The organism is Pseudomonas sp. Irchel 3A7 (genome assembly GCF_900187565.1).
Lineage (GTDB): Bacteria > Pseudomonadota > Gammaproteobacteria > Pseudomonadales > Pseudomonadaceae > Aquipseudomonas.
Genome location: NZ_FYED01000002.1, coordinates 226046 through 243091 on the forward strand (window position 1 = coordinate 226046; position 17046 = coordinate 243091).

At 60.5% G+C, this 17046-nt stretch carries 16 protein-coding genes; 10 read left to right on the top strand and 6 right to left on the bottom strand.

From position 1 onward, the window contains the following. Positions 1 to 127 precede the first annotated feature (127 nt). The 3 genes from CKW21_RS03595 (at position 128) to CKW21_RS32170 (ending at position 2278) form a co-directional block, all read left to right on the top strand. Positions 128 to 880 carry an SDR family oxidoreductase gene (locus CKW21_RS03595; protein WP_095192649.1) on the top strand — a complete coding sequence of 251 codons (753 nt, stop codon included), beginning with the start codon at positions 128 to 130 and terminating at the stop codon, positions 878 to 880. A gap of 58 nt (positions 881 to 938) precedes the next feature. Further along, complete coding sequence (locus CKW21_RS03600; protein ID WP_095192650.1) at positions 939 to 1343, top strand: cupin domain-containing protein; 405 nt, start codon at positions 939 to 941, stop codon at positions 1341 to 1343. A 257-nt stretch (positions 1344 to 1600) separates the two neighbouring features. Then, the gene (locus CKW21_RS32170; RefSeq protein ID WP_371917501.1) at positions 1601 to 2278 is read left to right on the top strand and encodes a phage infection protein; all 678 of its coding nucleotides are present in this window, start codon (positions 1601 to 1603) and stop codon (positions 2276 to 2278) included. A gap of 141 nt (positions 2279 to 2419) precedes the next feature. Here the strand turns inward: CKW21_RS32170 and CKW21_RS03610 are convergent, their stop codons facing one another. Further along, the gene (locus tag CKW21_RS03610) at positions 2420 to 3250 is read right to left on the bottom strand and encodes an oxidoreductase (protein ID WP_095192651.1); all 831 of its coding nucleotides are present in this window, start codon (positions 3248 to 3250) and stop codon (positions 2420 to 2422) included. Positions 3251 to 3380: 130 nt separating this feature from the next. Here CKW21_RS03610 and CKW21_RS03615 point away from each other — a divergent pair, with 130 nt between their 5' ends. Next, on the top strand, positions 3381 to 4286 hold the full coding sequence (locus CKW21_RS03615; protein ID WP_095192652.1) for a LysR family transcriptional regulator: 906 nt from the start codon (positions 3381 to 3383) through the stop codon (positions 4284 to 4286). A 329-nt stretch (positions 4287 to 4615) separates the two neighbouring features. After that, positions 4616 to 5542: a LysR family transcriptional regulator gene (locus CKW21_RS03625; protein WP_095192654.1), complete on the top strand. Its 927-nt coding sequence runs from the start codon at positions 4616 to 4618 to the stop codon at positions 5540 to 5542. A 6-nt stretch (positions 5543 to 5548) separates the two neighbouring features. On the opposite strand, the gene CKW21_RS03630 is transcribed toward CKW21_RS03625, so the two are convergent. The 4 genes from CKW21_RS03630 to CKW21_RS03645 all read right to left on the bottom strand — a co-directional run bounded on the left by CKW21_RS03630 (position 5549) and on the right by CKW21_RS03645 (position 9404). Then, positions 5549 to 7711 carry a molybdopterin cofactor-binding domain-containing protein gene (locus tag CKW21_RS03630; protein ID WP_095192655.1) on the bottom strand — a complete coding sequence of 721 codons (2163 nt, stop codon included), beginning with the start codon at positions 7709 to 7711 and terminating at the stop codon, positions 5549 to 5551. Further along, the gene (locus CKW21_RS03635) at positions 7708 to 8193 is read right to left on the bottom strand and encodes a (2Fe-2S)-binding protein (RefSeq protein WP_095192656.1); all 486 of its coding nucleotides are present in this window, start codon (positions 8191 to 8193) and stop codon (positions 7708 to 7710) included. The genes CKW21_RS03630 and CKW21_RS03635 overlap by 4 nt, the downstream gene beginning before the upstream one ends. Before the next feature lie 193 nt (positions 8194 to 8386). Further along, a complete protein-coding gene (locus tag CKW21_RS03640; RefSeq protein WP_170948624.1) occupies positions 8387 to 8629 on the bottom strand; it encodes a DUF2798 domain-containing protein in 243 nt (80 codons plus the stop codon). 61 nt (positions 8630 to 8690) lie between these two features. Then, positions 8691 to 9404 carry a cysteine hydrolase family protein gene (locus CKW21_RS03645; RefSeq protein WP_095192658.1) on the bottom strand — a complete coding sequence of 238 codons (714 nt, stop codon included), beginning with the start codon at positions 9402 to 9404 and terminating at the stop codon, positions 8691 to 8693. Positions 9405 to 9556: 152 nt separating this feature from the next. Between CKW21_RS03645 and CKW21_RS03650 the strand changes: the two genes are divergently transcribed. The 5 genes from CKW21_RS03650 (at position 9557) to CKW21_RS03670 (ending at position 15784) form a co-directional block, all read left to right on the top strand. Next, positions 9557 to 10447 carry an AraC family transcriptional regulator gene (locus CKW21_RS03650; RefSeq protein ID WP_095192659.1) on the top strand — a complete coding sequence of 297 codons (891 nt, stop codon included), beginning with the start codon at positions 9557 to 9559 and terminating at the stop codon, positions 10445 to 10447. Positions 10448 to 10467: 20 nt separating this feature from the next. Next, positions 10468 to 10773 (top strand): NIPSNAP family protein, encoded by a 306-nt coding sequence (locus CKW21_RS03655; protein WP_095192660.1) that lies wholly within the window; start codon positions 10468 to 10470, stop codon positions 10771 to 10773. A 262-nt stretch (positions 10774 to 11035) separates the two neighbouring features. Then, the gene (locus CKW21_RS03660; RefSeq protein WP_095192661.1) at positions 11036 to 12535 is read left to right on the top strand and encodes a lytic transglycosylase F; all 1500 of its coding nucleotides are present in this window, start codon (positions 11036 to 11038) and stop codon (positions 12533 to 12535) included. 521 nt (positions 12536 to 13056) lie between these two features. Then, the gene (locus tag CKW21_RS03665; protein ID WP_095192662.1) at positions 13057 to 14706 is read left to right on the top strand and encodes an arylsulfatase; all 1650 of its coding nucleotides are present in this window, start codon (positions 13057 to 13059) and stop codon (positions 14704 to 14706) included. Positions 14707 to 14887: 181 nt separating this feature from the next. Then, positions 14888 to 15784: a phosphotransferase gene (locus tag CKW21_RS03670; RefSeq protein ID WP_095192663.1), complete on the top strand. Its 897-nt coding sequence runs from the start codon at positions 14888 to 14890 to the stop codon at positions 15782 to 15784. Here CKW21_RS03670 and CKW21_RS03675 read toward each other — a convergent pair. After that, on the bottom strand, positions 15757 to 16215 hold the full coding sequence (locus tag CKW21_RS03675; RefSeq protein ID WP_095192664.1) for a GNAT family N-acetyltransferase: 459 nt from the start codon (positions 16213 to 16215) through the stop codon (positions 15757 to 15759). The two genes, CKW21_RS03670 and CKW21_RS03675, sit on opposite strands and share 28 nt — an antisense overlap. Positions 16216 to 17046 lie beyond the last annotated feature (831 nt).

Genomic DNA, 17046 nt, shown 5'->3' on the forward strand with positions numbered 1-17046 from the left:
CAACGAGCGCGCAGCCGTTGCCCGCCTAGACTAGCCTATCAATGCGTCTCAACGGCAAGGCGCATCGACTCACCCAGTGTGTGGCATGAACACCTGCCACCGCCCACCAACAGACGGAGGCACAATCATGAAAATTGTCGTCATCGGCGGTACAGGCCTGATCGGAACACAACTCTGCAAAATCCTGCGCGAAAGTGGACATGATGTCGTGCCCGCCACACCGAGTACCGGTGTCAACGCGGTGTCCGGGGAAGGATTGCAGGCAGCGTTGCAAGGCGCCGAGGTGGTGGTCGATGTCGCCAACTCACCCTCGTTCGAAGACGCCGCCGTACTCGAGTTCTTTGAAAAGTCCGGGCGCAACCTCGCCGCTGCCGAGAAGACCGCGGGGGTCAAGCACCACGTTGCGCTCTCGGTGGTCGGTACGGAGCGGATGCTCGAAAGCGGTTACTTCCGCGCCAAAATGGCCCAGGAGGAATTGATCAAAGAATCCGGGGTGCCCTTTACGATCCTGCGCGCCACGCAGTTTTTCGAATTCCTCGGCGCCATTGCGCAATCCGGTGCTCAAGCAGACGGCACCATTCGCCTGACTTCGGCCGCCCTGCAGCCGATTGCCTCGGCCGATGTCGCGGCGGCACTGGCCACGATTGCCGTGGCCGCCCCCACCGGCAAGACCGAGGAAGTGGCCGGCCCCGACAAGCAGCCCCTGGTCTCGTTCGCCAAAACCTACCTGCAGCACACCCAGGATCAGCGCGACGTGATTACCGACGATAAGGCCGGGTACTACGGCGCGATCATCAACGACCAGTCGCTGACGCCTGGCGCCAACCCCATCCTCGGCAAGATTCACTTCGATCAATGGCTCAAGAGCACCAGCGCCTAGCGCTGACGAACAGGGGCGTGCGACTCGCCCCGCTCTCTCACTTCATCAGGAGCGTCCCATGCGAACTCCCTTTATCTTCACCCTGCTAGCCCTGTCGTTCAGCGCCTCCACGCCGGCCCTGGCGGCCGACGCGCCACACCCGGACGTCAAGGAGGTGTCGGTTACGGCACTTCCCGATTACCCCGGCAAGGAAATGTTGATTCTCACCGTCGAGTACCCGCCAGGCGGTGCCGACCCGGTTCACCGGCACGACGCCCATGGTTTCATCTATGTGCTTGAAGGCTCCATCGTCATGGGGGTCAAGGGTGGCAAGGAAGTCACGCTGATGCCCGGACAAAGTTTTCACGAAGGCCCCAACGACATCCACACCGTGGGCCGCAACGCGAGTCAGGACAAACCCGCCAAATTCGTCGTATTTCTGTTGAAAGACCAAGGCAAGCCACCGGTCATCCCGGTGCCTTGAACGGGTCGCTTTGCTACTGCTGCCGACTCATTGCCCTGCGCAAAAAAAACGGGTCGGCAGCCTCCTGCCCTCCACTCGACCCATACCTGCGTATGAAGCGTTCATACCAAGATATCCAGCCGCACAACCTATGCATAAGTGACGTGATTTCTGGGCCAATTAAGATGCACGCATCGAATGTCCGGGCTGAAACGGCCTGCATTCATGCCTGCCAGGTTATTGCTTGAATAACCCCCCTGACCCAAAAGGTGAACATGATGAACACCCCTCGTTATGCATTAGGGATTGCCCTGTTTTCGACCCTTGGATTGATCGCGACAAACCTTCACGCCGCCGAGTCCGGTACCGGAACAGCCGGTGCCAGCACCGCCGCGCACAACGCTGCCGAAGGCGGCGCTGACCGCATCAAGGAAAGGCAACTGGCCGCGGACGGTGCGGATCGTCTCAAGGGCAATCAGGTTGCAGAAGGGGGTGCTGACCGTCTGAGAGAACGGCAACTCAAACAGAACCAGGTCGCCGAAGGCGGTGCCGATCGCCTGAAGGAACGCCAGCTTGCCGAGGGCGGCGCTGATCGCCTGAAGGAACGCCAACTCGCCGAAGGCGGCGCTGATCGCCTGAGGGAACGCCAACTCGCCGAGGGCGGTGCCGATCGCCTGAGGGAACGCCAACTCGCCGAAGGCGGCGCTGATCGCCTGAAGGAACGCCAGCTTGCCGAGGGCGGCGCCGATCGCTTGAGGGAGCGTCAACTGGCGGCGGACGGTTCCGAACGCCTGAAACAAAACAGCGTTGCAGCGGGCGGGTACAACTCGATGCGCGGGACTCGGGTGGCGGAAGGCGGCTCCGACCGACTGCTGCAGAATCATTACGCCGACGGCAGCAACGGCTACGATGCCAGCTCCGACGTCATGCCCTACTTCTGCCTGGAATGCCGCTGATCCGGAGAGAAATTCCGGAAACACTCCGGCCCTTGTGGGAGCGAGCCTGCTCGCGAAGGCGGTGTGTCAGGCAACATTGTTGTCGTCTGATGTACCGCTTTCGCGAGCAGGCTCGCTCCCACAGGTTTGGCGTACCAGGATTTAGTCCTTGAAATCCGTCGACAGCGCCAGCTCATTCCACTCGGCCAGTTCCTGGGCGACGAAGCGGTTTTTCGCTTCGATCCGCGCAATGGTGTCGCTGCCCAGTGCCAGACGTTGCGGCGGGTTCGACGCATTGACCAGCGCCAGCATGGCCTCGGCAAATTTCACCGGATCACCGGGTTGGGCATGGTTGGCGGCCTCGGCATGCTTGCGCATGGCACCGACCGTTTCGTCGTAATCCGGCAACTCCAGCGCGGTCTTCACCAGTGACTGCTCGTCAAGGAAGTCGGTGCGGAAGAAGCCCGGTTCCACCACCGTGGCGTGGATGCCCAGCGGCGCCAGTTCCTGATGCAGCGCCTCGGTGATGCCTTCGACCGCAAACTTGGTCGAACCGTAGACCCCCCAGCCCATGTAGGCCTGGTAGCCGCCGATGGAGGAAATGTTGATCACATGTCCGGAGCGCTGGCGACGCATGTGCGGCAGTACCGCGCGGGTCACGTTGAGCACGCCGAAGACGTTGGTGGCGAACAGGCGCTCGGTCTCGCTGGCGCTGGTTTCCTCTACTGCACCCAACACACCGAAACCGGCATTGTTGATCAGCACGTCGATCCGACCGAAACGCTTGATGCCTTCTGCCACGGCCTGATGCGCTTCTTCTTCGCGGGTCACGTCCAGACGCACGGCCAGCAGGTTTGGATGATCCCCCAGTTTGGCCGTGATTTCTTCGGGTTTACGGGCCGTGGCAATCACCGCGTCGCCAGCACGCAGAGCATGTTCTGCGATCAGAGTGCCAAAACCACGAGAAGCACCAGTAATGAGCCAAGTACGCATATCAACTCCTCCTGTCAGCGACCCGAGCGTGATTGCCGGGCCTTCTTGATGAGTTGACGCAACTTTAAAACTCCACTACTGATGTGATAATCCCAATAATTTTGCATGACTTTGTGAAAGGCATTCACATATGAAAGCACCTTCAGCGGCGGATCTCTCGATCTTCCTGTGCGTGGCCAGTCACCTGAACTTCAGCCGGGCAGCGGTCGAGCTGGGCGTGACGCCTTCAGCACTCAGCCATGCGGTGCGCACCCTGGAGAACCGGCTCGGCGTCAGGCTGTTCAACCGCACCACCCGCAGCGTCGGGCTGACCGAGGCTGGCGAGCGACTCTGCGCACGATTGAAACCGGCCTTCCGGGATATCGACGATGCCCTGGAAGACCTCAACCACTTCCGCGACAAACCCTCCGGCAGCCTGCGCATCACGGCCGGTCGCCAGGCCGCGGAATTGGTGCTGCTGCCGCTGGCCGGCCGGTTCCTGGAGGTCTATCCGGATGTGAAGCTGGAGATCGTGGCCGATGATGGCCTGGTCGATGTGGTCTCCGCCGGTTTCGATGCCGGCGTGCGTTTCGGCGCGCGCCTGGAGGCCGACATGGTGTCCTTGCCGATCGGCGCCTACATGCGCTCGGTGGTGGTGGGCTCGCCGGCGTTCTTTGCCCGGCACCCGGTTCCGCAGAAACCCGAAGACATTCACGGCCTGCCGTGCATCCGCCATCGTTTTCCGAGCGGTTCGCTGTATCGCTGGGAGTTCGAACGTGGCGGTATCGCCCAGGAAATCGAAGTCGACGGCCCCCTGACCCTGGGCGATGTGAGCCTGATGGTCGGCCCGGCCCTGCAAGGCGTCGGCATCGCCTACATCTTCGAAGACATGGTCAAGGCACAGGTGGCCGACGGCAGCCTGATCCAGGTGCTGGGCGACTGGTGCCCCTACTACCCGGGACTGCACCTCTATTACCCGAGCCGGCGCCATGTGCCCGCGACACTCAAGGCCTTCATCGAGTTTGCCCGTGCGGCCCGGGAGCAAAATTCGCGCTGACCCGCTCACTTAAGCGTGGAGCCCCACATTTGTGGCGAGGGGATTTATCCCCGTTGGGCCGCGAAGCGGCCCTCAGCGTCCGTTCAAACAGACTGAGTTGGTCGGATTTACGACTGCTTCGCAGCCGAACGGGGATAAATCCCCTCGCCACAGATTTCTTAGTCGCCTGAAAATTGTCTTAAGTGAACGGCATTCCGCGCTAGCTCACTGCCCGCCCGCTACAGATCACATCAGGCAACATTCAGTAATCATGTCATTGGCGGCGATCTGTACAACGCATCGGACGCAGTGTTACAGATGATTTCTTCAGCCGCCGACGGAGATAAACCATGCGTCAGGACCATCTGGACGGGTTGGTGACCTTCATCGCTGTCGCCGAGGAAAAAGGCTTCTCGAACGCGGCCGTCAGACTCGGCATTTCGCCGTCCGCGGTCAGCCAGAGCATCCGCGGACTCGAGGAACGCCTGGGCCTGGTGCTGTTCAACCGCACCACCCGCAGCGTATGCCTGACCGAGATCGGCGAACGTTACCTGGAGCGCGTGCAACCGGCCCTGGAACAACTGACCTCGGCCTCCCGCGAACTCGGGCGCGAAGCCAGCCATCCCACCGGCCTGCTGCGCATCAATGTGCCGCGCGCCGCCTACCTGATCGTGCTGCAACCGATGTTGCGCCACTTCATGGCGACCTACCCGGAAATCAATCTGGAGATCCGCGTGGAAAACCTGCTGGAGGACATTGTCAGCCAGGGTTTCGACGCCGGCATCCGCTTTGGTGACGCGGTGGACAAGGACATGGTCGCGCTGCCCATCGGCCCGGACATGCAGGCGCAGGTGATCGCCGCGCCCGATTATCTGGACCGCCACGGTTTACCGGAACACCCCAGGGACTTGCTGAGGCACGACTGCATCGGCTTTCGTCACAGCACCAGCGGGCAAATCGAACGCTGGGCATTCGAAAAGGCCGACGAGAAATTCGAGCTGCCGGTCAAGGGCCGGCTGATCGTCAACGACTCGGAAATACTGGTGCGCTCGGCACTGGACGGCCTGGGCATCGCCTACATGATCAACGGCTACATCGAGCCCTTTATCGAGCAGGGTCGGCTGATCCGGCTGCTGCCGGACTGGAGCCCGACCTTCCCTTCCCTGCATTTGTACTACCCGGATCGACGCCGGGTGCCGGCCAAGCTGCGGGCGCTCATCGACTTCCTGCGCAACGAACGCCACAGCCTGGGGCCAATCGAAGAACTCATCATCTAACGTTTGTCAGGCCTGACGAAGCGCCTGCGGGTCCACCGGCAAACTGCGCAGACGCTTGCCGGTGGCGGCGAAAATGGCATTCACCACCGCTGGCGCGATCGTCACGGTCGACACTTCACCCAACCCCCCCGGCGACTCGCCGCTCTCGACCCGGAACGTCTCGATCTGCGGCGTCTCGTTGATCCGCAAGACCCGATAGGTGTCGAAGTTGCCCTGCTCGACTTGACCGTCCTTGAACGTGATATTGCCGAACAGCACGGCGCTCAAGCCGAAAATGGTGCCGCCCTGTACCTGGGCGACCACGCTGTCGGGATTGATCGCTATGCCGCAATCGACCACCGTGATGATCTTGTGCACCTGCACTTCGCCATTGGGCTTGACGCTGACTTCCGCCACTTGCGCCGCGTAGGTGCTGAAGCAGGAGGTCAGCGCCAGGCCACGGCCACGCCCCGCGGCAGGCGGCGTGTCCCAGGCGGATTTCTCCCGGAGCATTTGCAGCACCTTCACTGCCCGCGGGTGTTTCTCCAACAGCGGGTAGCGGAATTCAAACGGATCGGTCTTCGACAGATGAGCCAGTTCGTCGACCAGACCTTCGACCATGAAGGCGTTCTGGGTATGCCCGACCCCGCGCCAGAACGCCGGCAAGATGCCCGCCGGCGGATCGTGGCGCACATAATGCACGCTCAGGTTCGGGAACGCGTAAGGGCCGCAGGCATCGCGGATGGCATCACGGTCGATGCCATTGACGAACGCCGCCGGCGCCCAGCGGGCCAGGATCGAACCGCCGGTGACCTTGTGTGTCCAGGCCACCGGGCGGCCCTGGGTATCCAGTCCGGCACTGAGGTGGTTGTAGTGGAACGGCCGCAACGTACTGTGCCGGGTGTCTTCTTCCCGGGACCAGATGACCTTCAACGGGTAGTCCACCTGCCGGGCGAGTTTCACCGCGTCGGCGACGAAGTCGACTTCAAGGCGCCGGCCGAAACCACCGCCGATCAAATGGTTGTGCACCTGCACGGACGCTTCCGGCAAGCCCGTCAATTGCGCGGCCACCGCTTTGGCCCGCGCCGGCACCTGGATACCCAGCCACAGGTCACAGCCGTCCTTGCGCACATGCACCGTACAGTTCACCGGTTCCAGGCAGGCATGGGCCAGAAACGGCACCTGGTAAGTGACTTCGACTTTCCGGTCGGCCTTGGCCAGTGCCGACTTCACATCACCTTCGTTACGCACTTGAACGCCAGGTTCGAGCGAGGCCGCCGTGATGTTCTTGAGCATCGACTCGCTGGACACCCCGGCATTGGCCCCGGCGTTCCATTTGATCTGCAACAGTGACAGGCCCTTGCGCGCCGCGCCCATATGATCGGCCACGACAGCAACCGAATTGTCGGTGTGCAACACCTGCCGCACGCCTTTGACGGCCATCGCCGGTGCCGGGTCGACAGACTCGAAGGTGCCGCCAACCACCGGGCACAACATCAGCGCCGCGACCTTCATGCCTGGCGGATGAACGTCGATGCCGAACACCGCCTTGCCGTTGACCTTGTCCGGCGAGTCAGTGCGTTTGGCGGGCGTGCCGATCAGCTTGAATTCACTGGGATCTTTTAAAGGAATGGGCGATGGCAAGGGTAATGTCGACGCCGCGTCCACCAGTTCGCCATAGCCCAGTTTCCAGCCGCTGTCAGGGTGCAGGACCATGCCCTTGTCAGCCTTGCAACTGTCGACCGGGACGCCCCATTGCCTGGCCGCCGCGCTGACCAGCAGAATCCGCGCCGCCGCCCCGGCCTCGCGCAGCGGCTTCCAGTTGCCGGGAACCGAGGTCGAACCGCCGGTGACCTGGAAGCCCAGCATCGGGTTGGCGTACCGCTTGTCGTCGGCGGGGGCGTGTTCGATGACCACTTGATCGAGGCCCACTTCCAGCTCTTCGGCGATCAGCGCCGGCATCGAGGTGTAAGTGCCCTGACCCATTTCGACCGGTTGTATCGTCAGGAAAATCCGCCCCTCGCGGTCGATGCGCACATAGGCGTTGGGGGAAAAATCAGCCTCCCCGGCCTCGGCACCGCGCATCAGCCCCGGCAGGGAAAAGCTGATCAGCAACCCGCCGCCTATCGCCGCGCCGGCCTTGATGAAACCGCGTCGAGTGAGGCCTTCGCTGGTATCGATCGGGTTCATGATGCGGCCTCCGTAGTGGCAACAACGACCGGGCCGGCAGCGGTCTTGATCGCTTCGCGTATCCGCACATAAGTGCCGCAGCGACAGATATTGCCCGCCATCGCGCTGTCGATGGCTTGATCGTCCGGGTGTGGATTGGTGGCCAGCAATGCCGTGGCGGACATGATCTGCCCGGACTGGCAATAACCGCACTGCACCACTTCGTGCGCCAGCCAGGCGTCCTGAACGCGCTTGCCCGTCGGTGTTTCGCCAATCGCTTCTATGGTGGTGATTTCCGCCGCCAGCAGAGCGCTGACCGGCATCATGCAGGAACGTATCGGCGTGCCGTTCATGTGCACCGTGCACGCGCCGCACAACGCCATCCCGCAGCCGAACTTGGTGCCGGTCATGCCCAGCACATCGCGTAGCACCCATAACAAGGGTGTGTCGTCATCCACATCAACCTGATGGACAACCCCATTGATCTTGAGACTCTGAGCCATGAAGCCTCCTCATCCATCCGGTGCTGAAACAATTGTTATGGTTTTAGCGCTCGTCCCCGGATGCCACCCGGCAGGGGACGCGCGTCAGCTCACTAGAGTAGAGAGTCTGCTCTTTTGAAGTACCGCCAATTCCTGCAAGAGCCTTGAAGGGAAACTTAACAATGATGCCGTGCAACGGGCGGTTGCGCTTCGCTCACCCCCGGCTCGGCTCATCCTCCACCAGCAACGCGGCCAGGCGCTTGATCAACGGCGTCGCCAGCAGCACGAAAGGAATAAGGGTGGCCCAGGCCAACAACCAGGCCTTGAACCAGTAAACCAGCAATGCATCGGGGGAAAGGCCGGAGGGACTGGCGATCGCGGCGGCAATGGCGCAGGTAATGGCCGACTGGATCACGCCAGTGGCGTGCTGACGGTAGCGTGGGGAAAGTCTGCGCATGCTGCGAACCTCCTGCTGGTATGGCGGTGCCCCGTGCAACGGTGCACCGCCAGGGTGTGGATCAGGCCTTGAGGTAGTCCAGGGTTTGCGCCGTGGTCCACAGGGCATTGGCGATGTAGCGGTAGTTGATCAGCGCCGCCAGGTAACCATCGCCTTCCGGAGTGCTCGGGCCGGCGGTGGCGTCACGGACCACGGCCACTTCAAACCCCTGTTCCAGCAGCTCACGCAAGTGCGACTCGACACAAAGGTTGGCTGCCATACCCGCCAGAATGACCTGCGACACGCCGTGCTTGCGCAGTTGCAGCGCCAGGTCATTGGTTTCCGGACCGTACACCTTGTGCGGCGAGGCAATGATGGTTTTGCCATCGAGGATGTAGGGCTTGAATTCGGGCATGAAATCGGCACCGGAGTTTTCAAAGCCGTCGAGAGTCAGCGGCCCCTTGCGATCGAACATGCAGATGCTGTGCATGACTTTCTCCAGTGGCCCGCCGAACTGCCATTCGTGGTCGCACGGATAGTAGTAATGCGGGGAAACGGCGACGGTAATGCCCGCGTCTTTGGCCGCGGCAAACAACTGGCCCAGGTGATTGACCACATCGTGTTCGACGACGCTCTTGCCGAACACGCCCCAGCTCACGCCCTCGGGGCTGAGGAAGTCGATCTGCGGGTCGATGACCACCAGCGCGGTACGGGACAGGTCGAGTTTCATGCCCGGGTCCGGCAGCGCGGGTTCTGCCGGGTCGGCGTACGGGGTGCGAATCGTATCGTTGCTCATAGCGGTGGACTCCGGTCGTGGACGAAAATATCGCTCTGCGCCGTGACACCCTTGATGGGCGTTGATTACCATCGGCGAGAACTGCATCCTACGGTCGCGCCCTGCTCCACTTTTGCCAGGACGTGCAGAGTCTTTACCCGGGCGTCTCCAACATGGATATCCTTTCCGAATTCTTCGAACGCACACACCTGCAGGGCCGGCTGTTCTTCGCCGGCCCCGTGGACGGTACGCTGGTGCTCGACAAGCCGCCGGGCATGGCGTTTATCCATGTGATCGGCCGCGGCGGTATCGACATGGTGCAACCGGGGCTGCCGAAGATTTCCATCAACGAACCCAGCGTGCTGTTCTGCCCCAGCAGCTGCCGTTATCAGCTGCGTTCCAATTCCGCGCAAGGCGCTGAATTGATCTGCGCTTCGTTCCAGTTCGGGCGCAATGCCCTGCAGCCCTTCCCCCTCGGGCTCAAGGAAACCCTGGTGTTTCCGTTCCGACTACTGGACAACCTCGTCCCCCTGCTCGGCACCCTGATCAACGAATTCCAGGACCAGGCCCCCGGTCGGACCAAGGCCCTGAACCTGCTGCTCGAATACCTGTTCGTGCGGCTGGTGCGGCGCTCGGTGATCGAAGGCAAGATTTCCAGCGGCCTGCTCTATGCCCTGCAGGATGGGCGCCTTGCGACCGTGTTCAGCCGGATTCACCAGGAACCGGAGGCACTCTGGACCGTGGAGAAACTGGCTCAGCTTGCGAACATGTCGCGCTCCAAATTCTCGGCGTGCTTCACCCGGATCATGCAGATCTCACCGATGGGCTACGTCACCGCCTGGAGAATGAAACTGGCCCAGGACCTGCTGCGCGACGGGGTGCAGATCAAGGTGATCGCCGACTCGGTGGGCTACAGCTCGCAAGCCTCGTTCTCCAGAACCTTCCTCAACGTGGTGGGCCTGCCGCCGGCCGAATGGCTCAAGCGCGATGCAAGCGGTGAAGACCTGCCGCAAGTAACGGCCCACGTACAGCGCGACCTGCCGGACGATTCAACCCATCAATAACCCAGTCAGAGGGACAACAGATGATCACCTGCTACCTGAAATATGTGCTCGACCCCTACAAGCTCGACGCGTTCGAACACTACGGCAAACTGTGGATTCCCCTGGTGGAAAAATTTGGCGGCCAGCATCACGGTTACTTTCTGCCGTCCGAAGGTGCCAACAACATCGCCCTGGCCATGTTCACCTTCCCCAGCCTTGCCGCCTACGAAACGTACCGGCAACAGTCGATGAACGACCCGCAGTGCATCGCCGCGTTCAAGTACGCCGAAGAAACCCGTTGCATCCTCAGTTACGAGCGCAGCTTTTTCCGGCCAGTCTTCGGCTGATCAAAAACGCAGCCTGCACCTGACAACAATCCCCTGTGGGAGCGAGCCTGCTCGCGAAAGCGGCTTATCAATCAACATTCATGTCGACCGGCCCACCGCTATCGCGAGCAGGCTCGCTGCCACAGAGCACTGGATCCTCGAGAGACTTCGCTGCGGCAAAAAATTTCCCTTCAGCACCTTTCGGCCATGTGAATGGCCAGCCATTGGCCATACTGCAATGTGCCCCCCCTCCCGATCTCCCTGCCCAGCCTGGTGAGCGAACATGAACATCCCGTGGAGCCGTTTTCGCGCATTAATCCTGCTGCTGACGCTGTGCTGCCTCAACACGGCACTGGCACAGACCCAACCCGAACTGCCTGCCGTCGAACTGACTCCGGCTGAAGAAGCCGAGGTGCAAAAAATGGTGTTGCCCGTTCTGCCGGACTGGGTCGGGGATTTCGAAGGCATGCGCGAACGCCGGTTGATCCGAGTGCTGGTGCCTTACAGCAAGACCTTTTTCGAGCTTGATCGCGGTCGGCAACGAGGGCTGAGTTATGAGCTGGGCAAGGGGCTCGAAGCCTGGCTGAACAAGACCCAACCCTATTCGAAAAAATCCATGCAATGGCGGGTCATGTTCATCCCGACCGCCCGCGACGAGTTGATGCCCAAACTGATCAAAGGCGTTGGCGACATCGCCGCCGGCGGGCTCACCGTGACCGAGGCACGACTCAAGGACGTGGATTTCAGCGATCCGTTCGCAGTCAACATCCCGGAAATCCTGGTGTCCGCCCCAGGCAGCAAACCCGTGGAAAAACTTGAAGACCTGTCCGGCCAGGAAATTACCGTGCGGGCGTCCAGCAGCTACTACGAGCACCTCCAGGCGTTGAGCGCCTCATTCAAGGAGCAAGGCCTGGCGCCCATCGACCTGAAGACCGCCGATGAAAACCTGGAATCCGAAGACCTGCTGCAAATGGTCAATGCCGGGTTGCTCAAGTCCACGGTGGTGGATCGATATATCGCAAAAATCTGGGCGCCGCTGTACACCGATATGCAGATTCACGAGGGCATTGTTGTGCATGACAACTCCGAGTTTGCCTGGGCGATTCGCAAGGACAGCCCACAGTTGAAAAGCCAGCTCGCCGGTTTCGTCAAAACCCACAAGATCGGAACCACCTTTGGTAACAGCCTGCGCACCAAGTACGTCACCAACAGCAGCAAACGGGTGGTCAACGCAACGTCCGAAGCCGAGATGAAGAAGTTTCAGGAAATGGTGGAGATCTTCAACCGCCACGCCAGCACCTACGGTTTCGATCATTTGATGCTCATGGCGCAGGGTTTTCAGGAGTCGCAACTCGATCAGAAGGCCCGTAGCCCAAGAGGTGCGGTCGGTGTCATGCAGTTGCTGCCGACAACCGCCAAGGACCCAAAGGTGGCCATCGACGACATCGACAAGAGTGCCGACAGAAACATCGAAGCCGGCAGCAAGTACATGCGCCTGCTCGCGGACAAGTACCTGAACGACCCTCAATTGACGCAAATGAATAGGACCCTGATGACCTTCGCCGCCTACAACGCCGGGCCGGGCAACCTGCGCAAATTCCGGGCGCTGGCAGAAAAGTCCAATCTGAACAAAAACGTCTGGTTTGGTAATGTCGAGCAGGCGGCGGCACAAGTGGTTGGCCGTGAGACCGTGGATTACGTCGGCAACATCTACAAGTACTACGTGGCGTACAAGCTTGTAGAGGAAAAATCCGCCTCGGGTGCTGCAAAACCCACCCAGTGATGGCAAGTGGCTTCTGCGCCGAAGGTCTCAACCCCCATAAACAGCGGCTTTCAGCCTGGATAACTCCAAATATCGATCTACGCTGAACGCCTTGGCCTTCAGCATGGCCAACGATCTGTATCCGCTGCTGCCGTTTCATCAGCCGCTGGTGTTTGCGGCCTGTCACACCCCAGCGAGGATTCCATTTTCCCGCCGTACTGATGCGCGAAAGCGGGTTTTGACGCCGTTACCACCCCGGTGGCGTACCGCTGAAGGATGAGTGCCGTCTGGATCAAGGTTCGGCAACAAATCGACGAACGACGCCTATTCCGCGACCTGCGACCACGCGGGGCTTGAATTGTCGAACTAATCTTCCACGACTGTCTTGAGCAGTGAACGGGAATGCCATTGTGTCGTCAGGCGATTTCCTTGAACTGTCCAGGCTAAATGTTGGGGGGGTTACTCACGAAGATGCTTGTTGTTTTGCCCTCGATGCCTGAGCGGCCTACAACGAGGATCTGAACTTGAGAAAGGACACCCTTATGAACAGGTTCGCGCACCGCTCCAGGCTTTACCTCGTATGTTCATTGTTGCTGGCAATCAACGTTGCCCAGGCGGCACAAACCGAAAAAACCAATATCCTGTTCATCGTCTCCGACGACACGGGCTACGGTGACCTCGGCCCTTACGGCGGCGGTGTCGGACGAGGCATGCCGACGCCCAGCATCGACCAGTTGGCGGCAGAAGGCACCACTTTCTATTCCTTCTATGCCCAACCCAGTTGTACCCCGGGCCGGGCCGCGATGCAGACCGGGCGCATCCCCAACCGCAGCGGCATGACCACGGTAGCCTTTCAGGGTCAGGGCGGTGGCTTGCCGGCGGCGGAATGGACGCTGGCCTCCGTGCTCAAGACCGGTGGTTACGAAACCTATTTCACCGGCAAATGGCACTTGGGCGAGGCCGACTACGCCCTGCCCAATGCGCAAGGCTACGACGTCATGAAATACGCCGGCCTTTATCACCTCAATGCCTACACCTACGCCGATGCCACCTGGTTCCCGGACATGGATCCGGAGACCCGCGCCATGTTCACCCAAGTGACCAGAGGCGCGTTGTCCGGCAAGGCGGGGGAAAAAGCGGTCGAGGAATTCAAGATCAATGGGCAATACGTGGATACGCCAGTGGTGGATGGCAAGCCTGGCGTGGTCGGGATTCCGTTCTTCGACAGCTATGTCGAGAAAGCAGCACTGGAGTTCCTCGACACCGCGGCCAAATCCGACAAGCCGTTCTTTATCAACGTCAACTTCATGAAAGTGCATCAACCCAACCTGCCCGCACCCGAGTTCGTCCACAAGTCGATCTCCAAGAGCAAGTACGCCGACTCGATAGTCGAGCTCGACACCCGTATCGGACGCATCATGGACAAGTTGAAAGCGCTAGGGCTGGATAAGAACACCCTGGTGGTCTACACCACCGATAACGGCGCCTGGCAGGACGTTTATCCGGACGCCGGTTACACGCCATTCCGGGGCACCAAAGGCACGGTGCGCGAAGGGGGCAACCGGGTGCCGGCGATCATGGTCTGGCCCGGCCAGATCAAGGCGAACGCCAAAAACCACGACATCATCGGTGGCCTGGATCTGATGGCGACATTCGCCTCGGTGGCCGGGATCAAACTGCCGGAGAAAGATCGCGAAGGTCAGCCGATCATCTTCGACAGCTATGACATGACCCCGGTGTTGAAGGGCACCGGTCCCGATCCACGCAAGGAGTGGTTCTACTTCACCGAAAACGAGTTATCCCCGGGGGCTGCCCGTGTGGGCAACTACAAAGCCGTGTTCAACCTGCGTGGCGACGATGGCGCCCCGACCGGAGGCCTGGCCGTGGACACCAACCTGGGCTGGAAAGGTGCTGCAAAATACGTGGCAACGGTACCGCAGGTCTTCGACCTGTATCAGGACCCGCAGGAGCGCTATGACATTTTCATGAGCAACGTCACCGAGCGCACCTGGACCATGGTGCCGATCAGTCAGTCCATCGCCAGGCTCATGCAGACCTACATCAAATATCCGCCTCGCAAGATGCAGAGCATGACCTATGATGGCCCGGTTGAAATTTCCAAGTACCAGAAGTTCCAGTCGGTGCGCGAAGACCTGCAGAAGGAAGGTGTGACCATTCCAATCCCTAACTAGCCCTGGGGTGGCAGCCTCGTCGAGGCTGCCACTGCCGTTGAACAAAAGACATTCTTGAGCCCTCATTCTCAAAAAAACATCGTCGACCGTTTACGCTGAGCCGTTACCTGCCGATAACGTCGCAGCGTCGTGCCCGTTTGCCGCCGCTTCATGCATCCGAATGCTTTGACAGGGACTTCACATGCGTCACTTGCGACACCTCACTTCTGGCCTCAACCCGCAAACAATCGCCGGCGTCACCTTCCACTTCGACCCGTCTCACCAGACCGAACTGGCGACCTTGCTGCAGCGCTTTTTTGCCCAACCCGGGCAGTACGCCTTGCTGGATATCCCTGAGGAAACCCGCAGCGTGTTCCTGCTTGAAGGTGAGCGTAAATGGGTGTTGAAACACAACCGGCTGACCCACTGGAAAAAGCAGCTGCAGAATTTCCTGGGGCTCAAGCGAGTGTTCGGCCTGCATGACCTGACCAATGAGTTCATCAATTTGTCAGCGGTGTCCGCCAAATCGCAAACCTCGCCCCGAGTCGCAGCCTTCGGCCACAGCGGACGTTTTCCGTTTCTCAAGGAAGAGTATTTGCTGGTCAGTTTTTTCGATAACCATTGCAGCGTCGATGAGCGACTCATCGCAAAACCGGAACAGGCCGCCACCCTGCTGCTGGACATTTTCCACCTGTTTGGCCAGACCCTGGTCGAAGGCTTTGTGCACATGGACCCGCACCCCAAGAACATCCTGATCGGTCCCGATGGCGCGCTGAGGCTGATCGATTTCGAATGCTGCGCACATTCGGTGCTGGATCACGACTTCAGCCTGGGCTTTCTGCTGGGTTATTTCTATCGCTACTGGTTCCAGAAGTTCATGGCGCTGGAAGACTACGACGCTTGCTGCGAGCGCTACCTGAGCATGGCGCACCCGACCGTGAACCGAGAGATTTTCCAACCGGTGTATGCACGGTTTCGCGACAGCGGCGTTTCTCGCACCACGCGTTATCGCATTCTTACCTGCGCCAGATCCCAGGGCGAGTTTCTGCGCGAGCTTGGGTCATCAGCGGATCAGCCCTGGGTCAAATCGAGACAATAGGTGTAGTAACCCGGATCACGCACATAGCCCAATGACTCGTACAAACGTTGTGCGCTGATGTTATCCGTCGCGGTTTCCAGGGTCATGCCCCTGGCGCCCATCAACCGCGCAAAATCGCGGGCGGTGTTCATCAGTAGCCTGCCGACGCCTTTGCCACGGGCGGCAGGCGCGGTGAACAGGTCGCCGAGCAACCAGGTGCGGTGCGCGTCGATGGAGGAAAACGTCGGGAACATCTGCACGAAACCCAGGGTTTCGCCACTGGCGTCCTCGGCGTAGAAGATCACCGATTCGTCCCGGGCGATGCGTTCGGCGATGAATTCACGGGATTGCGGCAGGTTCGAAGGCTGGCCGTAGAAGCCGCGATAGGCGTCGAATAACGGGGCAATTTTTTCGATGTGGGAAGCGTCGGCGCGCAGGGCCTGGATAGCCATGGGGGTGTTCCGTTGCGGGTTCGGGGAATTACAGCCTAGCAATGGGAATCAACTTTTTCCTGTGGGAGCGAGCCTGCTCGCGAAAGGGGTGGGTCAGGCGCCCAAGATGTCGACTGGCACTCCGCCTTCGCGAGCAGGCTCGCTCCCACAGTGGATCTGCGTCGTACCGCAGTTTTGTGTTCACTGACGATCAGATGTGGGAGCGAGCCGGCTCGCGAAAGCGGTGTATCTGGCGCCCAAGATGTCGACTGGCCCTCCGCCTTCGCGAGCAGGCTCACTCCCACAGTGGATCTGCGTCGTACCGCAGTTTTGTGTTCACTGACGATCAGATGTGGGAGCGAGCCGGCTCGCGAAAGCGGTGGGTCAGGCACCCGCAATGTCGACTGACACTCCGCCTTCGCGAGCAGGCTCGCTCCCACAATGGATCTGCGTCGTACCGCAGTTTTGTGTTCACTGACGATCAGATGTGGGAGCGAGCCGGCTCGCGAAAGCGGTGGGTCAGGCACCCGCAATGTCGACTGACACTCCGCCTTCGCGAGCAGGCTCGCTCCCACAGTGGATCTGCGTCGTACCGCAGTTTTGTGTTCACTGACGATCAGATGTGGGAGCGAGCCGGCTCGCGAAAGCGGTGGGTCAGGCACCCGCAATGTCGACTGACACTCCGTCTTCGCGAGCAGGCTCGCTCCCACAGTGGATCTGCGTCGTACCGCAGTTTTGTGTTCACTGACGATCAGATGTGGGAGCGAGCCGGCTCGCGAAAGCGGTGGGTCAGGCACCCGCAATGTCGACTGACACTCCGCCTTCGCGAGCAGGCTCGCTCCCACAGTGGAT

What these genes read in the sequence shown, in the direction of transcription:
- CKW21_RS03610 (WP_095192651.1), bottom strand. Translation starts at nt 3,250, where the DNA reads ATGCGTACTTGGCTCATTACTGGTGCTTCTCGTGGTTTTGGCACTCTG.
- CKW21_RS32170 (WP_371917501.1), top strand. Translation starts at nt 1,601, where the DNA reads ATGAACACCCCTCGTTATGCATTAGGGATTGCCCTGTTTTCGACCCTT.
- CKW21_RS03665 (WP_095192662.1), top strand. Translation starts at nt 13,057, where the DNA reads ATGAACAGGTTCGCGCACCGCTCCAGGCTTTACCTCGTATGTTCATTG.
- CKW21_RS03625 (WP_095192654.1), top strand. Translation starts at nt 4,616, where the DNA reads ATGCGTCAGGACCATCTGGACGGGTTGGTGACCTTCATCGCTGTCGCC.
- CKW21_RS03660 (WP_095192661.1), top strand. Translation starts at nt 11,036, where the DNA reads ATGAACATCCCGTGGAGCCGTTTTCGCGCATTAATCCTGCTGCTGACG.
- CKW21_RS03655 (WP_095192660.1), top strand. Translation starts at nt 10,468, where the DNA reads ATGATCACCTGCTACCTGAAATATGTGCTCGACCCCTACAAGCTCGAC.
- CKW21_RS03645 (WP_095192658.1), bottom strand. Translation starts at nt 9,404, where the DNA reads ATGAGCAACGATACGATTCGCACCCCGTACGCCGACCCGGCAGAACCC.
- CKW21_RS03650 (WP_095192659.1), top strand. Translation starts at nt 9,557, where the DNA reads ATGGATATCCTTTCCGAATTCTTCGAACGCACACACCTGCAGGGCCGG.
- CKW21_RS03630 (WP_095192655.1), bottom strand. Translation starts at nt 7,711, where the DNA reads ATGAACCCGATCGATACCAGCGAAGGCCTCACTCGACGCGGTTTCATC.
- CKW21_RS03670 (WP_095192663.1), top strand. Translation starts at nt 14,888, where the DNA reads ATGCGTCACTTGCGACACCTCACTTCTGGCCTCAACCCGCAAACAATC.
- CKW21_RS03635 (WP_095192656.1), bottom strand. Translation starts at nt 8,193, where the DNA reads ATGGCTCAGAGTCTCAAGATCAATGGGGTTGTCCATCAGGTTGATGTG.
- CKW21_RS03595 (WP_095192649.1), top strand. Translation starts at nt 128, where the DNA reads ATGAAAATTGTCGTCATCGGCGGTACAGGCCTGATCGGAACACAACTC.
- CKW21_RS03615 (WP_095192652.1), top strand. Translation starts at nt 3,381, where the DNA reads ATGAAAGCACCTTCAGCGGCGGATCTCTCGATCTTCCTGTGCGTGGCC.
- CKW21_RS03640 (WP_170948624.1), bottom strand. Translation starts at nt 8,629, where the DNA reads ATGCGCAGACTTTCCCCACGCTACCGTCAGCACGCCACTGGCGTGATC.
- CKW21_RS03675 (WP_095192664.1), bottom strand. Translation starts at nt 16,215, where the DNA reads ATGGCTATCCAGGCCCTGCGCGCCGACGCTTCCCACATCGAAAAAATT.
- CKW21_RS03600 (WP_095192650.1), top strand. Translation starts at nt 939, where the DNA reads ATGCGAACTCCCTTTATCTTCACCCTGCTAGCCCTGTCGTTCAGCGCC.